At 67.5% G+C, this 14,721-nt stretch carries 16 protein-coding genes and 1 tRNA gene; 6 read left to right on the top strand and 11 right to left on the bottom strand.

The window, feature by feature from the left end; genetic code table 11:
* Window positions 1–19 precede the first annotated feature (19 nt).
* Together ald and OMW55_RS04190 are read left to right on the top strand one after the other, a co-directional pair.
* Window positions 20–1,123, top strand: a complete 1,104-nt coding sequence (gene ald / locus OMW55_RS04195; protein WP_264881059.1) for an alanine dehydrogenase — start codon at window positions 20–22, stop codon at window positions 1,121–1,123.
* 64 nt (window positions 1,124–1,187) lie between these two features.
* Window positions 1,188–1,412 (top strand): DUF3072 domain-containing protein, encoded by a 225-nt coding sequence (locus tag OMW55_RS04190; protein WP_264881057.1) that lies wholly within the window; start codon window positions 1,188–1,190, stop codon window positions 1,410–1,412.
* A 36-nt stretch (window positions 1,413–1,448) separates the two neighbouring features.
* Here OMW55_RS04190 and OMW55_RS04185 read toward each other — a convergent pair whose 3' ends face one another.
* The 9 genes from OMW55_RS04185 to OMW55_RS04145 form a co-directional block, all read right to left on the bottom strand.
* Complete coding sequence (locus OMW55_RS04185) at window positions 1,449–2,087, bottom strand: tetratricopeptide repeat protein (RefSeq protein ID WP_264881055.1); 639 nt, start codon at window positions 2,085–2,087, stop codon at window positions 1,449–1,451.
* A complete protein-coding gene (locus tag OMW55_RS04180) occupies window positions 2,087–2,509 on the bottom strand; it encodes a cytochrome c-type biogenesis protein (RefSeq protein ID WP_407822098.1) in 423 nt (140 codons plus the stop codon). The genes OMW55_RS04185 and OMW55_RS04180 overlap by 1 nt, the downstream gene beginning before the upstream one ends.
* On the bottom strand, window positions 2,491–3,021 hold the full coding sequence (locus OMW55_RS04175) for a DsbE family thiol:disulfide interchange protein (protein ID WP_264881054.1): 531 nt from the start codon (window positions 3,019–3,021) through the stop codon (window positions 2,491–2,493). The genes OMW55_RS04180 and OMW55_RS04175 overlap by 19 nt, the downstream gene beginning before the upstream one ends.
* Window positions 3,018–4,925, bottom strand: coding sequence for a heme lyase CcmF/NrfE family subunit (locus OMW55_RS04170; protein ID WP_264881052.1), 1,908 nt, complete (start codon window positions 4,923–4,925; stop codon window positions 3,018–3,020). Before OMW55_RS04170 ends, OMW55_RS04175 begins: the two co-directional genes overlap by 4 nt.
* The gene (ccmE, locus tag OMW55_RS04165; RefSeq protein ID WP_264881050.1) at window positions 4,922–5,371 is read right to left on the bottom strand and encodes a cytochrome c maturation protein CcmE; all 450 of its coding nucleotides are present in this window, start codon (window positions 5,369–5,371) and stop codon (window positions 4,922–4,924) included. Before ccmE ends, OMW55_RS04170 begins: the two co-directional genes overlap by 4 nt.
* The gene (locus OMW55_RS04160) at window positions 5,368–5,499 is read right to left on the bottom strand and encodes a hypothetical protein (protein ID WP_264881048.1); all 132 of its coding nucleotides are present in this window, start codon (window positions 5,497–5,499) and stop codon (window positions 5,368–5,370) included. Before OMW55_RS04160 ends, ccmE begins: the two co-directional genes overlap by 4 nt.
* Window positions 5,496–6,215: a heme ABC transporter permease gene (locus OMW55_RS04155; RefSeq protein ID WP_264881047.1), complete on the bottom strand. Its 720-nt coding sequence runs from the start codon at window positions 6,213–6,215 to the stop codon at window positions 5,496–5,498. The genes OMW55_RS04160 and OMW55_RS04155 overlap by 4 nt, the downstream gene beginning before the upstream one ends.
* A gap of 57 nt (window positions 6,216–6,272) precedes the next feature.
* Complete coding sequence (locus OMW55_RS04150) at window positions 6,273–7,322, bottom strand: Glu/Leu/Phe/Val family dehydrogenase (protein WP_264881045.1); 1,050 nt, start codon at window positions 7,320–7,322, stop codon at window positions 6,273–6,275.
* A gap of 35 nt (window positions 7,323–7,357) precedes the next feature.
* Window positions 7,358–7,434 (bottom strand) — tRNA-His (locus OMW55_RS04145).
* A gap of 80 nt (window positions 7,435–7,514) precedes the next feature.
* On the opposite strand from OMW55_RS04145, the gene OMW55_RS04140 reads away from it, so the two are divergent.
* Window positions 7,515–7,946, top strand: coding sequence for an HIT family protein (locus tag OMW55_RS04140; RefSeq protein WP_264881043.1), 432 nt, complete (start codon window positions 7,515–7,517; stop codon window positions 7,944–7,946).
* A gap of 35 nt (window positions 7,947–7,981) precedes the next feature.
* On the opposite strand, the gene OMW55_RS04135 is transcribed toward OMW55_RS04140, so the two are convergent.
* A complete protein-coding gene (locus OMW55_RS04135; protein ID WP_264881041.1) occupies window positions 7,982–8,623 on the bottom strand; it encodes a response regulator transcription factor in 642 nt (213 codons plus the stop codon).
* A 280-nt stretch (window positions 8,624–8,903) separates the two neighbouring features.
* Between OMW55_RS04135 and OMW55_RS04130 the strand changes: the two genes are divergently transcribed.
* The 3 genes from OMW55_RS04130 to OMW55_RS04120 all read left to right on the top strand — a co-directional run bounded on the left by OMW55_RS04130 (window position 8,904) and on the right by OMW55_RS04120 (window position 13,423).
* Window positions 8,904–9,566, top strand: coding sequence for a LuxR C-terminal-related transcriptional regulator (locus tag OMW55_RS04130; protein ID WP_264881039.1), 663 nt, complete (start codon window positions 8,904–8,906; stop codon window positions 9,564–9,566).
* A 312-nt stretch (window positions 9,567–9,878) separates the two neighbouring features.
* The gene (locus OMW55_RS04125; protein ID WP_264881038.1) at window positions 9,879–12,047 is read left to right on the top strand and encodes a GumC family protein; all 2,169 of its coding nucleotides are present in this window, start codon (window positions 9,879–9,881) and stop codon (window positions 12,045–12,047) included.
* Window positions 12,048–12,052: 5 nt separating this feature from the next.
* Complete coding sequence (locus OMW55_RS04120) at window positions 12,053–13,423, top strand: O-antigen ligase family protein (protein ID WP_264881036.1); 1,371 nt, start codon at window positions 12,053–12,055, stop codon at window positions 13,421–13,423.
* On the opposite strand, the gene OMW55_RS04115 is transcribed toward OMW55_RS04120, so the two are convergent.
* Complete coding sequence (locus tag OMW55_RS04115) at window positions 13,420–14,679, bottom strand: shikimate kinase (protein WP_264881034.1); 1,260 nt, start codon at window positions 14,677–14,679, stop codon at window positions 13,420–13,422. The genes OMW55_RS04120 and OMW55_RS04115 overlap by 4 nt on opposite strands.
* Window positions 14,680–14,721 lie beyond the last annotated feature (42 nt).

The following is a 14,721-nucleotide window of genomic DNA, read 5'->3' as shown; positions in this document are numbered from 1 at the left end:
ACCGGAAAGCGAGCGTTCCATGCGCATCGGCGTGCCCAAGGAAATCAAGAACCACGAATACCGCGTCGGCCTGACCCCGGCGTCCGTCAAGGAGCTCGTCTCGGCCGGGCATGAGCTGTTCGTCGAAACCAAGGCTGGCAGCGGCATCGATTGCCCCGACAGCGGCTACCAGAAAGCCGGCGCAACGATCCTGCCGACGCCGGAGGCGGTGTTCGAAGCCGCCGACATGATCGTCAAGGTGAAGGAGCCGCAGCCAAGCGAAATCGCGCTGCTGCAGCCGCGGCACCTCCTGTTCACCTACCTCCACCTCGCGGCCGACAAGGCGCAGGCCGAAGGCCTGATGAAGTCGGGCGCGACCTGCATCGCCTATGAGACGGTCACCAGCCGCTCCGGCCAGCTGCCCCTTCTGAAGCCGATGAGCGAGGTCGCTGGCCGGATGTCGGTCCAGGTCGGCGCCCATTACCTCGAGAAGGAACAGGGCGGTCGGGGCGTGCTGTTGGGCGGCGTACCGGGCGTTGCCCCGGCCAAGGTCGCGATCCTCGGCGGCGGCGTCAGCGGCGTCAACGCGGCGCAGATGGCCGTCGGCATGCGCGCCGACGTCACCATCTACGACATCAACATGGAGCGGCTGGCCGAGCTGGACATGTTCTTCTCCTCACAGATCAAGACGGCCTACGCGTCGCGTGACGCGATCGCCCGCGCCGTCGAGGAGGCGGAGCTGGTCATCGGCGCGGTGCTGGTGCCGGGCGCGGCGGCGCCCAAGCTGGTCACCCGCGACATGCTGGGGACCATGAAGCGCGGCAGCGTGCTGGTGGACATCGCGATCGACCAGGGCGGCTGCTTCGAGACCAGCCATGCGACTACCCACGACGACCCTGTTTTCGAGGTGGACGGCGTGATCCATTACTGTGTCGCCAACATGCCCGGCGCCGTGTCGCGCACCAGCGCCTTCGCGCTCAACAACGTCACCCTGCCCTTCGCGCTGAAGCTTGCCGGTCTCGGCGCTGAGGAAGCGATGCGCCAGGATCCGCACCTGGCCATGGGGCTCAACGTGTCGGGCGGCAAGATCCGGCACGAGGCCGTGGCCGAGGCGCTCGATCTCCCGTTCGAACCGGTCGCCTAGGCGGGAACAAGACAGGAACGCCGGCGTTGTCCTGCCAAACTCAACTATCTGAGAAGGCAGGACAATGACCGACAAGCCCGACACCAACCCCAAGGCTCACCCGACCGGCAACGCGGTCAAGGACCCGGACACCTGGACCACCGGCGACCAGCCGATGACGGGGGCGCAGGCAAGCTACTTGCAGACCTTGTCCGAGGAGGCCGGCGAGGAGTTCGATCCGGAACTCAACAAGGCCGACGCGTCCAAGAAGATCGACGAGCTGCAGCACGAAACCGGCCGCGGCGAGTAAGCGCACCCCGGCGCCCGCCGGGGTCCATTCACGACCCTACCGCTGACCCGCTGCTTGCGGACTTCCGGCGCTGGCGGAGACGCTCAGCGCCTGGACGCCTCCGATGATGATCGGCCGGTAGTCAGCCCCGGGTGGGGTCAACGCCAGCGCCTGCCGCCACAACGCCAGCGCCTGCGCCGGCTCACCCGACCGCGCCAGCGCCAAGCCCTGGAAGAACAGCGGAGCCGGGTGTTTCGGCGCCAGCTGGCGTGCCCGCTCAAATGCGATGGTCGAAGCGGGCGTGATCATGCCCGCGTGATCGACCAGCGCGTTCCCAAGGCCGATATAGAGCGCGGCGTCGCGCGGGTGCTTTCGCAAGGCGGAACGGATGATCTTTACCGCACCTTCCGTGTTGCCCCGGCGCTCGAACGCATCGGCCATGATCAGCCACGGCTCAGCGGCCGTGAAGCGCCCCAGCATCGCCTGGCGCGGTTCGGTTAACGGCAGCGGCGGTGCCCGCCGGCCGGCTCCCTTGGCGACGCCAGGCAGCGATGGACGGCCCTGCAACGCATAGCCCGCACTACCAAGCATCAATGCCGCCAGCACCAGCTGCAGCGCGGCGCCGCGCAGCTTGCCCAGCCACCACAGCCCGCCGGCTGTCAGCACCACCAGCAGCAGTAGCCAGGCGTAGCCCATCAGCGGCTCCGCTTCAGCCGCCGGGCGGCGAGCAGCCCGCCGACCAGCAGCAGCAGCAGCGGGGCGGCATAGAGGAACAGCGTCTCCGGCCCGAACACGGGCGCGTAGCTGACCCAGCTGCCATAGCGCTCGATCAGCCAGGCGCGGATCTGGTCCGGACTCTCCCCCGCCTTGATCCGTTCCCGCACCAGGCTGCGCATGTCGCCGGCCAGTTCGGCGTCGCTGTCCGCGATCGACTGCCCCTGGCAAACCAGGCAGCGCAGCTCACCCATCAGCGCCTTGGCGCGGGCCTCCTGGCGCGGGTCCTCCAGCTGCTTGTACGCGTAAGGCGACGGCGGCTGGTTGCTGTCCGCCGCCAAGGGGCCGGCGGTCAGCAGCGCGCAGGCGAGGACCATTGCGCGCCTCACCGCACCTTCTCCCATTCGGCCATCACCTCCGGCACGTCTTGCGGCATGACTGCGCCGATATGGTGGTAGCGGATGATGCCACGGCCATCGACGATGAAGCTTTCCGGCACACCCGAGGCGCCAAGCGCGATCTGCGCCTGACCGTTCGGATCGGCGCCGATCCGGGCGTAGCCGTCACCCTGTTCGCTGAGAAAACGCGTGATGTCCGGCGCCGTGTCGCGGATCGCGATGCCGTCGATCGCCACCCCTCGCGCCTTCAGCTCGGCCAGCACTGGCGCCTCGGCGATGCATGGCACGCACCAGCTGGCGAACAGGTTCACCAGCCGCGGTTGGCCGCCGGCGAGGTCGGCCGCGCCGAAACCTGGTTTGGTGGGCAGCGCGGGCTTGAGCGCGAAGGGCGGCACCGGCTTGCCGACCAGCTTGGACGCCACCGTAGAGCTGGGGGGATCGGCGAGCCGCCACAGCGCCGCGCCCACGAACAGGACGAAGACGAGCAAAGGCAGAGCGAGCAACAGCTTGCGCGTCATGCGAACGCTTCCTCGGAACGTCGCTGCCGCCGCCCACGCCACCACCGGCCGACCAGCGCCAACGCGCCGCCGAGGGCAATCAGGGCGCCACCTAGCCAGATCAGCGTCACAAATGGCTTCCACCATAGGCGCAGCTGCCAGCGCTCGCCCTCGCGGTGGCCGAGCACGGTGTAGAGCTGCCCGTCGAACAACGTTCGGATCGCCGCCTCGCTGGTTTCCGTCGGCGGGTCGGAGAAGGTCCGGCTTTGCGGGTCGAGCCGAATGGTCGTGCCGCCGCGGGTAGCGACCAGATGCCCCTCGACCGCGGTCCAGTTCGGGCCAGCCACCGGATCGACTCCCGCCAGGCGGACCGACCAGGGTCCGACGCTCAGCACTTCGCCGGGGCGTGCAGCGGCAAGCGTTTCCCTGGTAAACGCCGTGTCTGACGCCGCGCCGGCCAGCGCCACGGCTACGCCCAGATGGCTGATCACCATGCCCCAGGTGGCCAGCGGCGTGCGACGAAGGTTGCGGCCAGCCAGCGGCAGCAGCGATGCGACCGCCAGTCCCGCCGCGAACGCCAATCCGAGCCGCGCAAGCAGGCTCATGTCCGCCAGGAAAGTGGCGGCCAACGCGAGCACAGTCACAACCAGCGGCAACGCGATGCGGCGCAGGTTGGGCCGCCGGTCCCGACGCCAGTTCAACAGTGGCCCGATGAACAGCAGCAGCGCCAGTACCAGCGTTATGGGGCCGCTCACCGCGTTGAAATAGGGCGGCCCGACCGAGATCTTGTCACCGGTCGCCGCCTCTACGAAGATCGGGTAAAGCGTGCCGACGAACACCACGCCGAGCAGCACGGTTAGCAGCAGGTTGTTCGCGACCAGCGCGCCTTCGCGGCTGACCAGCTCGAACCGCGCTCCCTCCCGAACCGTGCCGACTCGCGCCGCGAACAGCGCGAGCGCGCCGCCGACGTACAGCACCAGCAGGCCGAGGATGAAGCTGCCGCGCTCGGGATCGACGGCGAAGCTGTGGACGCTGGTCAGGATACCCGAGCGGACCAGGAAGGTGCCGACCATCGACATGGAAAAGGCGACCACCGCCAGCATGATCGTCCAGGAACGAAGACCCCCGCGGGCCGCCAGCACGTTGACGCTATGCAGCAGGGCGGTTGCCGCCAGCCACGGCATCAGCGACGCATTTTCGACCGGATCCCAGAACCACCAGCCGCCCCAGCCGAGTTCGTAGTAGGCCCAATAGCTGCCCGCCGTGATGCCCAGCGTCAGCAGCACCCAGGCGCCCAGCACCCACGGCCGCATGGCGCGGGCCAGCGCTGGTCCGACCTCCCGGGTAATCAGGGCGCCCACGGCCAGGCTGAACGCGACAGAAAGGCCGACGTAGCCGAGGTAGAGCGTCGGCGGATGGAAGGCGAGGCCGGGGTCTTGGAGCAGCGGGTTGAGCCCCTGCCCCTCCGCCGGCGCCGGATAGAGCCGCGCAAACGGGTTGGACGCGATCAGCAGAAAGCCGAAGAAGCCCAGCGCCAGCGCCGCCTGCGCGCCCAATGTCGCCCGCATGGTCTCCGGGGGCAGCCGCCGCTCGACGAGAGCCAGCCCCGCGCCGGCCACCGCGAGCACGGTCACCCACAGCAGCATGGAGCCTTCATGGTTCCCCCACGCACCCGAGAAGCGATAGATGAACGGCTTCATCGAATGGCTGTTGGCGGCGACCAGCTCGACGCTGAGGTCGGTGCGCACGAACAGCCAGATCAGCATGGCGAAGGCGAAGAGGGTCAGCACGCCTTGCGCCACTGCCGTCGGCACGGCGACTGCGCGCACGTCACCGACGCGCGGTCCGGCGATCGCAGCGCCCAGCTGCAGCAGCGCCAACGCCGCCGCCAGCCACAGCGCAGCCAAACCGGCCTCGGCGATCATTGGGCGACCGTCTTCCGGGTCTGCCGCTCGGCCTGTATATTGCCCATCTGCGGCGGCATGTAGCGTTCGTCGTGCTTCGCCAGGATGGTGTCGGCGACAAAGGTGTTGCCGCGCTCCAGCCGCCCTTCCGCGACCACGCCCCCGCCTTCCTTAAACAGGTCGGGCACTATGCCCCGGTAGCGGACCGGCACGTCGGCGGGACCGTCGGTCACGACAAAAGCAATGCTCACGCCGTCGGGCTGGCGGACGATCGAGCCCTGCTTGACCATGCCGCCGAGGCGGATCGGCTCCCCGACCTGTGCGCGGCCCGCGGCGATATCCTGCGGCGTGCGGAAATACGCCGCGCGGTCGCTCAGGCCCCACATGGCGAGCAGGGCCGCGCCGATCAGTGCGGCGACCGCTAGAATGACGAGCACCAATCGCTGGTGCTTGGGCGCGGGCTTCATCGGCGCTTGCCCAAAGCCTCCGCCTTGGCCTCCGCCGAGCGCATCGCCGGCCAGCTCCAGGCCAGCAGCCCGCCGGTGCCGCCAGCCATCACCCCGAACGCGGCGAGGACGAATGCCCATTGGTTCATGCCGCTGTCGCCATCCGCCGCAGCCGCATTTCGACCTTGGTCTCCGCCAGCTCGGTCCGCATACGCATCAGCACAATCGCCCCGAACAGAGCGGAGAAGCCCAATGTCGTCAGCGGCAGCGGCCACAGCATGGACGGCGCGATCGACGACCCGGCGACCCCGATGCTCTCGCCCTGGTGGAGCGTGCGCCACCATTGCACTGAGAAGTGGATGATTGGCAGGTTGACGATGCCGACGATGCCGAAGATCGCCGCCGCCCGGCCGTCCGGTCCGCGCTCCTTCTCGGCCGCGGCCAGGGCCATGTAGCCGAGATAGAGGAAGAGGAGCACCAGCATGCTGGTCAGCCGCCCGTCCCATTCCCACCAGGTACCCCAGGTCGGGCGACCCCAGATGGAGCCGGTAACCAGGCACAGAAACGCAAAGGTGGCGCCGACCGGCGCGATCGCGCGCGCGGCAACTCCGGCCAGCGGATGGCGCCAGACGATCGTCGCGATGCTCGACACGGCGATACCGGTCCACCCGCCCATGCCCAGCCAGGCGGCGGGCACGTGAATGTGGAGGATGCGGGCCGTCTCACCCTGCAGATAGTCGGGCGGTATCAGGAAGAGCGCGCCCGCCATGCCGGTCAGGCTCAACACCAGCCCGAGCGCCAGCAGCCAGCCGGTGGCCGGACGCGCGATCTTCAGGAAGCGGGCGGGATTGGCGAAGCGGTGCATGGTCGGTCCGCGGCGTTCTAGCGGCTGCAACCGCGCGAAGCCACTAGGGACAATGCCTTAGCGACGCCCGATCAGCTGCTGCGCCATGGCGTCCGCCACCGCGGCCGGATCGCGGCCGGTCTCCGCGCTTTCGGCCCAGATCCGCTCCAGCCGCTCCGGAATGGCCTCGATCCGCTGCCGCACCAGGCTGGCGTCGCCGTCCTTCACATACTCGGTCGACACGTTGATGATGCCGCCGGCGTTGATCACGTAGTCGGGCGCGTAAAGGATGCCGCGCCCCATCAGCCGCTCGCCGTCCTGGCGGGTGGCAAGCTGGTTGTTGGCGCCGCCGGCGACGATCGGCACGCGCAGCGCCGCGATCGACTCCTCGGTCAGAATGGCTCCCAGCGCATTGGGGCTGAGCACGTCGGCCTCCAGCGTCATGATCTCGGCCGGGTCGACGATGGTCGCGCCCGTCGCGTCGGCCAGCTTCTGCACGCGGCCGGTGTCGACGTCGGCGATCGACAGCTTCGCGCCTTCCGCAGCGGCGTGGTTGGCGACGCCGCTGGCGACGCTGCCGGCGCCCTGCATGGCGATGTGCAGGCCCTTAAGGCTGTCCTTGCCGAGCGCGCGGCGGACCGCGGCCTTGATGCCCAGGAATACGCCAAGCGAGGTGTGCGGCCCCGGGTCGCCGCCGACCGCGCCCTGCTCGACTGGCAGGCCGGCGACGAACTTGGTCTGGCGGCTGACCTCAAGCATGTCGGCAACGCCAATGCCGACGTCCTCGGCAGTCACGTAGCGGCCTCCGAGGCCGTTCACCGCGCGGCCGAAGGCGGCCATCATCTGCGGCGTCTTGGAGCGGTCGGCCGGCGCCAGGATGACGGCCTTGCCGCCGCCCATCGGCAAACCGGCCATCGCGTTCTTGTAGCTCATGCCGCGCGACAGGCGCAGCGCGTCGGTCACCGCCGCCTCGTCCTCGGCATAATGCCAGAAGCGGCAGCCGCCGCCGGCCGGGCCCAGATGAGTGGAATGGATGGCGATGACGGCCTTGAGGCCGCTGGCGGGATCGGTGACGAAGTGCACGTCCTCGTGAGCGTCAAAGTCGGGCAGCGCCCAGATGGCCGTCATGATCGCTTGTTCATCCATCGATGAGGGAGGGAAGATGGGGCGATCGACGGGACTTGAACCCGCGACCCCCGGTACCACAAACCGGTGCTCTAACCAACTGAGCTACGATCGCCATAGGCCCGAGTTTGGGCGCGCCGGTCCCTTACGGTCGGGGAGCCGCGATGGCAAGAAGGGCGAGAACAGGAGAATGGCATGGCGCACGAGACGCTGCTGAAGTTTGGCTATCCCGGCACGTTGCTCAGGGAAGGCCGCCACTGGGCGCTGCTGCTGCGACCCGCGCAACCGACGATCGGCAGCCTGGTGCTGTGCGCCACTTCCGACGCCCGCGCCTATGGCGAACTGCCGGCGGAGGCCTTTACCGAGCAGGGCGAGTTCGTCACCCTCGCTGAGCGCCTGCTGAGCGACTTCGTTGGCTACGAGCGGATCAACTACCTCATGCTGATGATGGTCGATCCCCACGTGCACTTTCACGTGATCCCGCGCTACGAAGGGCTGCGAAGCTTCGCCGGCGAGGACTTCCCCGATGCCGGCTGGCCGGGCCCGCCAGCGTTGGCCGAGTCGCGTCCGGCCCCCGCCGGACTGGGGGATGAGCTGCGCCGGCGGATCGCACAGCTGCCGTCGTGACGATCATGCCGCCGGGCGCAGCCATGCGCCCAAGCTCAGAGGTCGGGTCCCTCCGTAGGACCGCTTTCAAACAGGGACCGCAGCGCGACGGCCGCGCTGACCCGGTTATGCACGCCGAGCGCCTTGAAGGCTGCGTTGACGTGAACCTTCACGGTTCCCTCCGCGACGCCGAGCATGTGGCCGATCTCCCGGTTCGAATAGCCCCGGCTCAACAGCCGCAGCACCTCGCGCTGCCGGGCGGTGAGTTCCTGGTGGAGCAAGGAGGACTGGACGACTTGCTCCTCGACACCTCCATCCACTGCAGCAAACGACACGAACCCTTGGGCGTCCATCACCCGCCGCAACATGTCCGCGAGCGTCGCTGCCGATGCTCCCTTGGGAATGAGCGCGGCGACGCCCGTCACGGACAGGCGCTGCAGCAAGTCGCGCGTCAGCTTGCCGAACAGCACCGCGACCCTGGTCGTGGGATAGTGCGAGGTCAAATAGCGAAGACCGACTTCGCACGACAATCCGGGAAGCTCGAGATCGACCACCGCCAGCTTAGTTGAGCCGCCCTGGCGGAGCCGTGCAAGCAGCGCGTCGAGGTTGTCGGCTTCGGCGCAGTCGGCCAGTTCAAGGTCGCGCTTCAGGATCAGCCGGAGATAACTCCTGGCCAGCGGATCCTTGTGTGCGATCAATAACTGTCCGGCGTCCACGTCGACGGCCCTCTCCTGGGGACCCACACGCGAACACGCCCCACAAGCGCGGATGCGACCGGCATCGGCCACAACACCGTCAAATCGGGCCGCGCACTCTACCGTTTCCGGCGCGCTCGTGCACGTATTACTTTTTACCTAGACCATTTTGGCGGAGGGTGCCCTACCCCCAGCGTTGTAGACAAAGTGTAATATTCTGTTAATTTCCGGGAAAAAGCAGGACACCAAACCAACGAAAAGGGGGCCGCCCGCCTGGCACTTTATGAGCGCACGCCGATCGGTTGCAATCGTCGCAGAGGAGCAGGGGTTCTTCAATGCTGGGTTGGCGGCGATGCTGCAAAACGAGATCGGTTTTTCTAAAGTACTGAGAACGTCGAACTACAAAGGGCTAATGGCCCTATTGGCGGACAACCTGAAAGTTGATTTGCTCGTGATCGACTTCGAGCTGCCGGGAGCCTCTGGGCTGACCACCCTCCAGGAACTGCATGAAGCGCAGCCCGGTATGCGGATCGCGGTGCTTTGCGAGCAGATGAACAGCCGCGACGGCCTCGCAATCCTGGCCGCCGGCGCGCATGGCGTCATTCCCAAGCAGATCACCAGTTGCGCGGAGTTGCAGCAGGCGTTGCGCACCGTGGACCAGTCCAGCATCTTCATCCCGGCCAGTCTGATCGAACCGGCCAAGTGGAACCAACCGGAAGACGACTTCAACCCAGAGGCGTTTGCCGGGCTGACCAGCCGGCAGCAACAGGTGATCAGCCTCCTTTATGAGGGTCACCCGAACAAGGTCATCGCCCGCGAACTCGGCATCTCGCCGAGCACGGTCAAGGTCCACGTCCATGCGGCCTTTCGCGCGCTGGGCGTGCACAGCCGGCTGGCCGCGATGGCAGCGCTGCGGGCTTCCGCCCGGGCCGTCACCGAGGCCTGATCCGCTCATCTGTTGTCGGCACGCCGCCTTCTAGCAGCCGCCGGCCGTTCGGCCGGCGCTCGCACTGCGGCATGCCGTTCGAGCCGGCTCCTACAACTCAGGTACTAGCCCGTCTGGCGGATTTGGAATCGCCCGCCCTCCGGTCATTCTGACCTGATGGGGTATTTGTCATGATCCACTGGCGTGCACCATCAGGCGACGGCAGCGCCGCTTCCGTCCAGCACCAAGCGAGGCTCCTGCTCGGCCTGCCGGCGCCCACGTGATTGCCCGCGATCTGGAGAGCACTCGGCGAACTCAACAAAGGCCAGAAACATGAACCGGCTGATCACGACTTCCAACCAGGCGATCGTTCCGAGCAGGCCCTTTGCGGACCTGGAGCTCCTCTCCACGGGGCGGGGAGCACCCTTGCGCACCGGCCTGGAGGAAATGCTCGCCGCCGCCTACCGGCAGCGGTTCGTCATTCTTGCCGCCCTGGCCTTTGCACTTGCGGTCGGAGCGTTCCTGGCCCTCACCGCCACGCCGCGCTATACCGCGGTGGCGTCGGTCCAGGTCGACGAGCAGACCCCGCAAGTCTTCGCCCAGAACAGTCTTGAGCCAGCCGCCGATCCGAAAAACGCGGAGCGATTCCTGCAGACCCAAATCGATCTTGCGCAGAGCCGCACGATCGCCGAGGCGGTCGCCGCCAACACCCAGCTCGCCAGATCGCCGGACTCGCTGAAGGCGCTTGGCGTGGACCCCGCCGCGGACCCGGACACCGTCGAACGCCAGGTAATCGCCAAGCTTCAGGACGGGATCCAGGTCGCCATTGGTCTCAACACCCGGGTAGCCCGCATTTCATTCACGAGCAGCGACCGCGACGTTTCGGCGCGGATCGCCAACGCCTTCGCGAATTCGCTGATCGCCGCGAACCTGCAGCGCAAGAACCAGACGTCGGCCCGCGCCAAGCAGTACCTCCAGCAACAGCTTGGAGAGGCGAAGAAGCGGCTGGAAGGCTCCGAGCGCAAGATGCTCGCCTACGCGCGGTCGGCCGATCTCACCACCGGACTTGTGGACGGCGCGGGCGGCAGCGCCACGCCGGGCTCAATGCGGGCGCAGCAGCTTGGCCTCATGACGGCATCGCTCGCGCAGGCCACGGCGCGGCGCATCGACGCCCAGCAGCAGTGGGCCCAGGTAAGCCGCACTGACCCGCTGACCCTTCCCGAAGTGCAGGGCAACAAGGCCGTCCAGGACCTGGTTGCGCAGCGTGCCCAGCTGCAGGCGGCGCTGCAGGAGGAGCGGCAGCGGCATACCGACGAACATCCAGGCGTCCAGGGCGCCGTCGCCAAGATCGCCGAACTCAATGGCCAGATCGGCGGCTTCGCTTCTCGGATCAAGGCGTCGTTCCGGGGCGAATATATCGCCGCGGCGCAGCAGGAACGGCAGATTGCCGGAACGGTCGCCGGGCTACGCGGCGCCACCATGTCCGAACGCGAGCGCGGAGTCGGGTTCAACTCGCTGGCGCGCGAGGTGGAGACCAACAAGGCATTCTACGACGGGCTCCTGCAGCGCTACAAGGAAGTGGCCGCTGCGGCCGGAGCGGCGGCGGCCAACATCTCCCTGGTCGATCCCGCCTGGCCGCCGATCGCCGCCGATTCGACGCTGGGTCGGGATCTGGCGCTGGCCGGCGTCAGCGGGCTGCTGATCGCACTGGTTGTCGGCGGTGCTCGCGAGCGGATGCACAATGTCGTGCGCACGACCGACGACCTGGAGCAGAGTGTCCACCTCGCTTCGCTTGGCTGCGTGCCGCGCATTCCGCGTAATGGACCAACAGCGGCGGCTCTCCAGAACCCGGACAGCGCGCCGGCGGAAGCTTACCACTCGATCGCCGTGTCTCTGCAGCAGGCAACACCGGCCGGACTTCCGAAAACTCTGTTGATCACCAGCAGCACGTCGTCGGAGGGCAAGTCCACGTCGGCCCTGGGGATCGCGAGAAGCCTCGCCGCCATGGGCAAGCGCGTGATCGTTGTCGACGCGGACCTGCGCCGCGCCCGCGGTATGCGCAGCGCCAACGACGAAGACGCCCCTCCCGGGTTCTCCGACTTGCTGGCGGGATGGACGACGGCCCGCGACGCGGTGCAGGCGGCCGATCAGGCCGGGGTCAGCATCGTTCCGGCCGGAGAGGTCACGACCAGTCCGGTTCACCTGCTGTCGGCCGACCACATGCAGCAGGCGTTCGAAGAACTGCTGCAGGACTGTGACATCGTCATCGTCGATGGGCCGCCAATCATGGGCCTTGCCGACGCCGTCCTCCTGGCCCGCAACGTCGAAGCGGTGCTGGTGGTGGTGGAGGCCAACCGGACGCTGACCACCGAGATCGACGTTGCGATCTCCCGCCTGCCGCAGAGCAACATCATCGGTGCGGTGATCACCAAGTTCGACGCGAAGTCAGCCGGTGTCCGTTACGGCGGGTACAATTACTACACCTACGGCCAGGCGAGCTGATCGGCATGGCGGACCTGGCGAGCCCGGCTTTCCCGTACGGCCAGCCACGTCACCTGACTCTCGCCCCCCGAGGCGGCGGAAGCTCGGCAGGGGCGGCCGGCCGAGGCTTTGCTGCGGCCGCCTTCGCCGCCTTGCTGACCGCGACCATCGCACTGAATGCCTACAGGGTCGGCGGTGTCCCGATCCGCGGCCTCGCCGTCATCGCCGTGCTGGGCATCGCCACCCTCGCCTACCTCGATGTCGCAAAGCGCGTGCTCGAGGAGAACCTCCTGCTGCTCGGTTTGGCTGCCGGTCTCGCCACGCTCGGCATCTTCGTTAGCCTGGTCAATGGCGCTCCGCTGTTAGATGTCCTCCGCGCAGTGGTCGAAGTGCACATCCAGGCTGCGGCGACCATCATGGTTGCGGCGATCCTGGCCCGGGTGGCAGGCGCCCGAGCAAGCGCAATGATCATCGTCGGAGTGATCGGGGTCAGCGCTTTGGTGGCCGTGGCTCAGGCGATGGATATCGCGGCCGCCTGGAGGTTCCGGCGGGCACTTGGGCCGCTGCCGACCGAAGCGATCGAAGGCTTGAACTTCCTCGATCGCCGCCCGGTCGGCCTGTCCTTCTCGCCGATCTCGCTTGCGACTCACCTGTGCCTTGCGCTGGCGACCTTTCTTGCCGTGCGAAGCAAGCTGCGCGGCCTGTCGAGCAGTGCCGATCCGCTGGTCGTTCCCGCGTTCCTGGCCTTTTGCGCGGCCTGCATCGCCTGTGCCACCCGTTCGCCAATCCTGGGCGGGTTCATCTTCCTTGCGGCGTATACGATCCAGCGGCGCGCCTCCTGGCTCATATTGTTCCTGATCGTCGGGGCGGCGGTGGTGTACCTCGCCTGGCCGCTGCTGGTGGGGTTTATCGAGACCGCGGCCCCGCGAGTGCTGCGCACGGACGACAATTCCGCGGAAGCCCGCTCAACCCTGGTCTATTACGGACTGCGGTTGTTCGCTGATAATCCGCTCGGCTACGGCCTGACCTTCGCACCGATGACCATGTGGCAGCCTTATTGGGCGGACCTGTACATGATGCAGGCGCCGCAAGGCACGCGCGAGAACGACCTGCACAACTACCTTGTGAACATGGTCAATATCTATGGGATCGGGCTGCTGCTGTTCGCGCCCGTGATGGCCCGGCTGCTCTGGCGGTCGAGGGCCACGCTGATCTTCTTCATCCCCTACCTGGTGCACATCTTCTTCCATAATTACGGTCCGTTCTACAACGACAACGTCATCTGGTTCGTTATCGCGGCCATCGCAGCGGCGGCGAGTCCACACGACGAGGGCGGGATCGCACAACGGGCCAGCCGCACGGCAGCCTTCGCCCGTCCGATGCGCCCGATCCGCTAAGCTCCAAGCTTCTCCAGCCACCAGCGGGCGGCTTCTGGTGATCGCAGCTCGACAACCCGCAGCTCGGGGTGATCGGAGCGCAGGAGACGTCTGTAGAGATTGCGCTCGCGCAGGGTCTTGATGAGACGGGCGAGCCGCCGGCGCCACGAGGCAGAGCTCAACTGGGTGGCCGCCGACAATGGCGGTTCCCCCGGCCGCGGCTGGGATGAAAGGGCCATGCGCTTGCGACGGTATCGCCCGATCAGCCGCTTTGCGACGACATGCAGGGGCAAGTTCAGCCACACGACAACGTCGGCGCGGCTCCAAATCAGGTCGCGCACATCCCGGTAATGCCCGTCGATCACCCATGAATTGCCGCGCGCGAGATCTGCAATCCGGTCGCGGAAGCACTCCCTGGCAGCATGGTATTCGACGGCTCGGCGCTCCTCGTCGAGTTCCCAGAATGGCAGGCCCAGCCGCTCTGCCACTTGCCTGCCCAACGTCGTCTTGCCGCTGCCGCTCGCCCCGACGATGGAGATGCGTCGCTGAGCCAGCGGCGTCGCGGAGGAGCCTTCGCCCAAGCCCACCGGCAGGAAAGACAGCAGCCTGTCCGCCACCACCGGGACCGGAGCGGAGCCGTCGACCACATGGACAGGCATGCCCGCGAGCCGGGCTGCTTCCACTACATCCCGCTCGATTGCGCTGGTCTTCTCGATGGAGCCGCGCAGCTGCGACTGGGGCAACCGGTCGAACCGGCTGCTGCCGTAGGTCCGGGCGGCGATCCTCGCGGAAGCCGTCTGCGAGTCCACCTCCACTTGCACGATGGTCGCGTTGATGCCGTCGTACATCGCCCGGATCAGGTCGCGCAGGAGCGCCTGGTCCGCAATCGCGGGGGCGCGTCGCGAAACCACGATCGACCAGATGTCCTGCAGCAATCCCTGATCAAGCAGGACCAGGCCGGAGCGCGACTTGAGCCATTCGGTCTTGGCGACGAGCCGTCCCAATCGGAACAGGCTTTCCCGCGTATTGAGCCGCGCCCGGATCGCGAAGCGGACCGCGGCGGCCAGGCGCTTGCGGCTGGCCAGGGAACGGCCGATCTGCGCCGCTCGTGCGGAGCGCGGGGTTGCGGCCCACTCGGCCGACAGTTCGTGGCGAGTCTTGACCTGAACCTTTGCGGCCACGGCGTCGGACACCGTCGACTTGCCCGCTCCCGGCAAAGCGAACAGCTCCACCAACGTGAGTGGCTCGCCATGCACTTGCGGTGGTGGAGCGCCCAAGCAAGCCTCCGGCAACGTTGATGGTGGCGCCATTAGGGACCT

The sequence above is a fragment of the Sphingomonas arvum genome, from assembly GCF_026013565.1.
In the GTDB taxonomy this organism is placed as follows: domain Bacteria; phylum Pseudomonadota; class Alphaproteobacteria; order Sphingomonadales; family Sphingomonadaceae; genus Sphingomicrobium; species Sphingomicrobium arvum.
The sequence above is the reverse complement of the archived record's forward strand: the minus strand, read 5'-3'. Positions and strand labels throughout refer to the sequence as shown.

Bases quoted from the DNA above. Each gene is read 5' to 3' on its own strand.
- OMW55_RS04120 (WP_264881036.1), top strand. From the start codon at position 12,053: ATGGCGGACCTGGCGAGCCCGGCTTTCCCGTACGGCCAGCCACGTCAC.
- OMW55_RS04180 (WP_407822098.1), bottom strand. From the start codon at position 2,509: ATGGGAGAAGGTGCGGTGAGGCGCGCAATGGTCCTCGCCTGCGCGCTG.
- OMW55_RS04140 (WP_264881043.1), top strand. From the start codon at position 7,515: ATGGCGCACGAGACGCTGCTGAAGTTTGGCTATCCCGGCACGTTGCTC.
- OMW55_RS04160 (WP_264881048.1), bottom strand. From the start codon at position 5,499: ATGAACCAATGGGCATTCGTCCTCGCCGCGTTCGGGGTGATGGCTGGC.
- OMW55_RS04185 (WP_264881055.1), bottom strand. From the start codon at position 2,087: ATGGGCTACGCCTGGCTACTGCTGCTGGTGGTGCTGACAGCCGGCGGG.
- ald (WP_264881059.1), top strand. From the start codon at position 20: ATGCGCATCGGCGTGCCCAAGGAAATCAAGAACCACGAATACCGCGTC.
- OMW55_RS04130 (WP_264881039.1), top strand. From the start codon at position 8,904: ATGAGCGCACGCCGATCGGTTGCAATCGTCGCAGAGGAGCAGGGGTTC.
- OMW55_RS04125 (WP_264881038.1), top strand. From the start codon at position 9,879: ATGAACCGGCTGATCACGACTTCCAACCAGGCGATCGTTCCGAGCAGG.
- ccmE (WP_264881050.1), bottom strand. From the start codon at position 5,371: ATGAAGCCCGCGCCCAAGCACCAGCGATTGGTGCTCGTCATTCTAGCG.
- OMW55_RS04190 (WP_264881057.1), top strand. From the start codon at position 1,188: ATGACCGACAAGCCCGACACCAACCCCAAGGCTCACCCGACCGGCAAC.
- OMW55_RS04155 (WP_264881047.1), bottom strand. From the start codon at position 6,215: ATGCACCGCTTCGCCAATCCCGCCCGCTTCCTGAAGATCGCGCGTCCG.
- OMW55_RS04175 (WP_264881054.1), bottom strand. From the start codon at position 3,021: ATGACGCGCAAGCTGTTGCTCGCTCTGCCTTTGCTCGTCTTCGTCCTG.
- OMW55_RS04150 (WP_264881045.1), bottom strand. From the start codon at position 7,322: ATGACGGCCATCTGGGCGCTGCCCGACTTTGACGCTCACGAGGACGTG.
- OMW55_RS04170 (WP_264881052.1), bottom strand. From the start codon at position 4,925: ATGATCGCCGAGGCCGGTTTGGCTGCGCTGTGGCTGGCGGCGGCGTTG.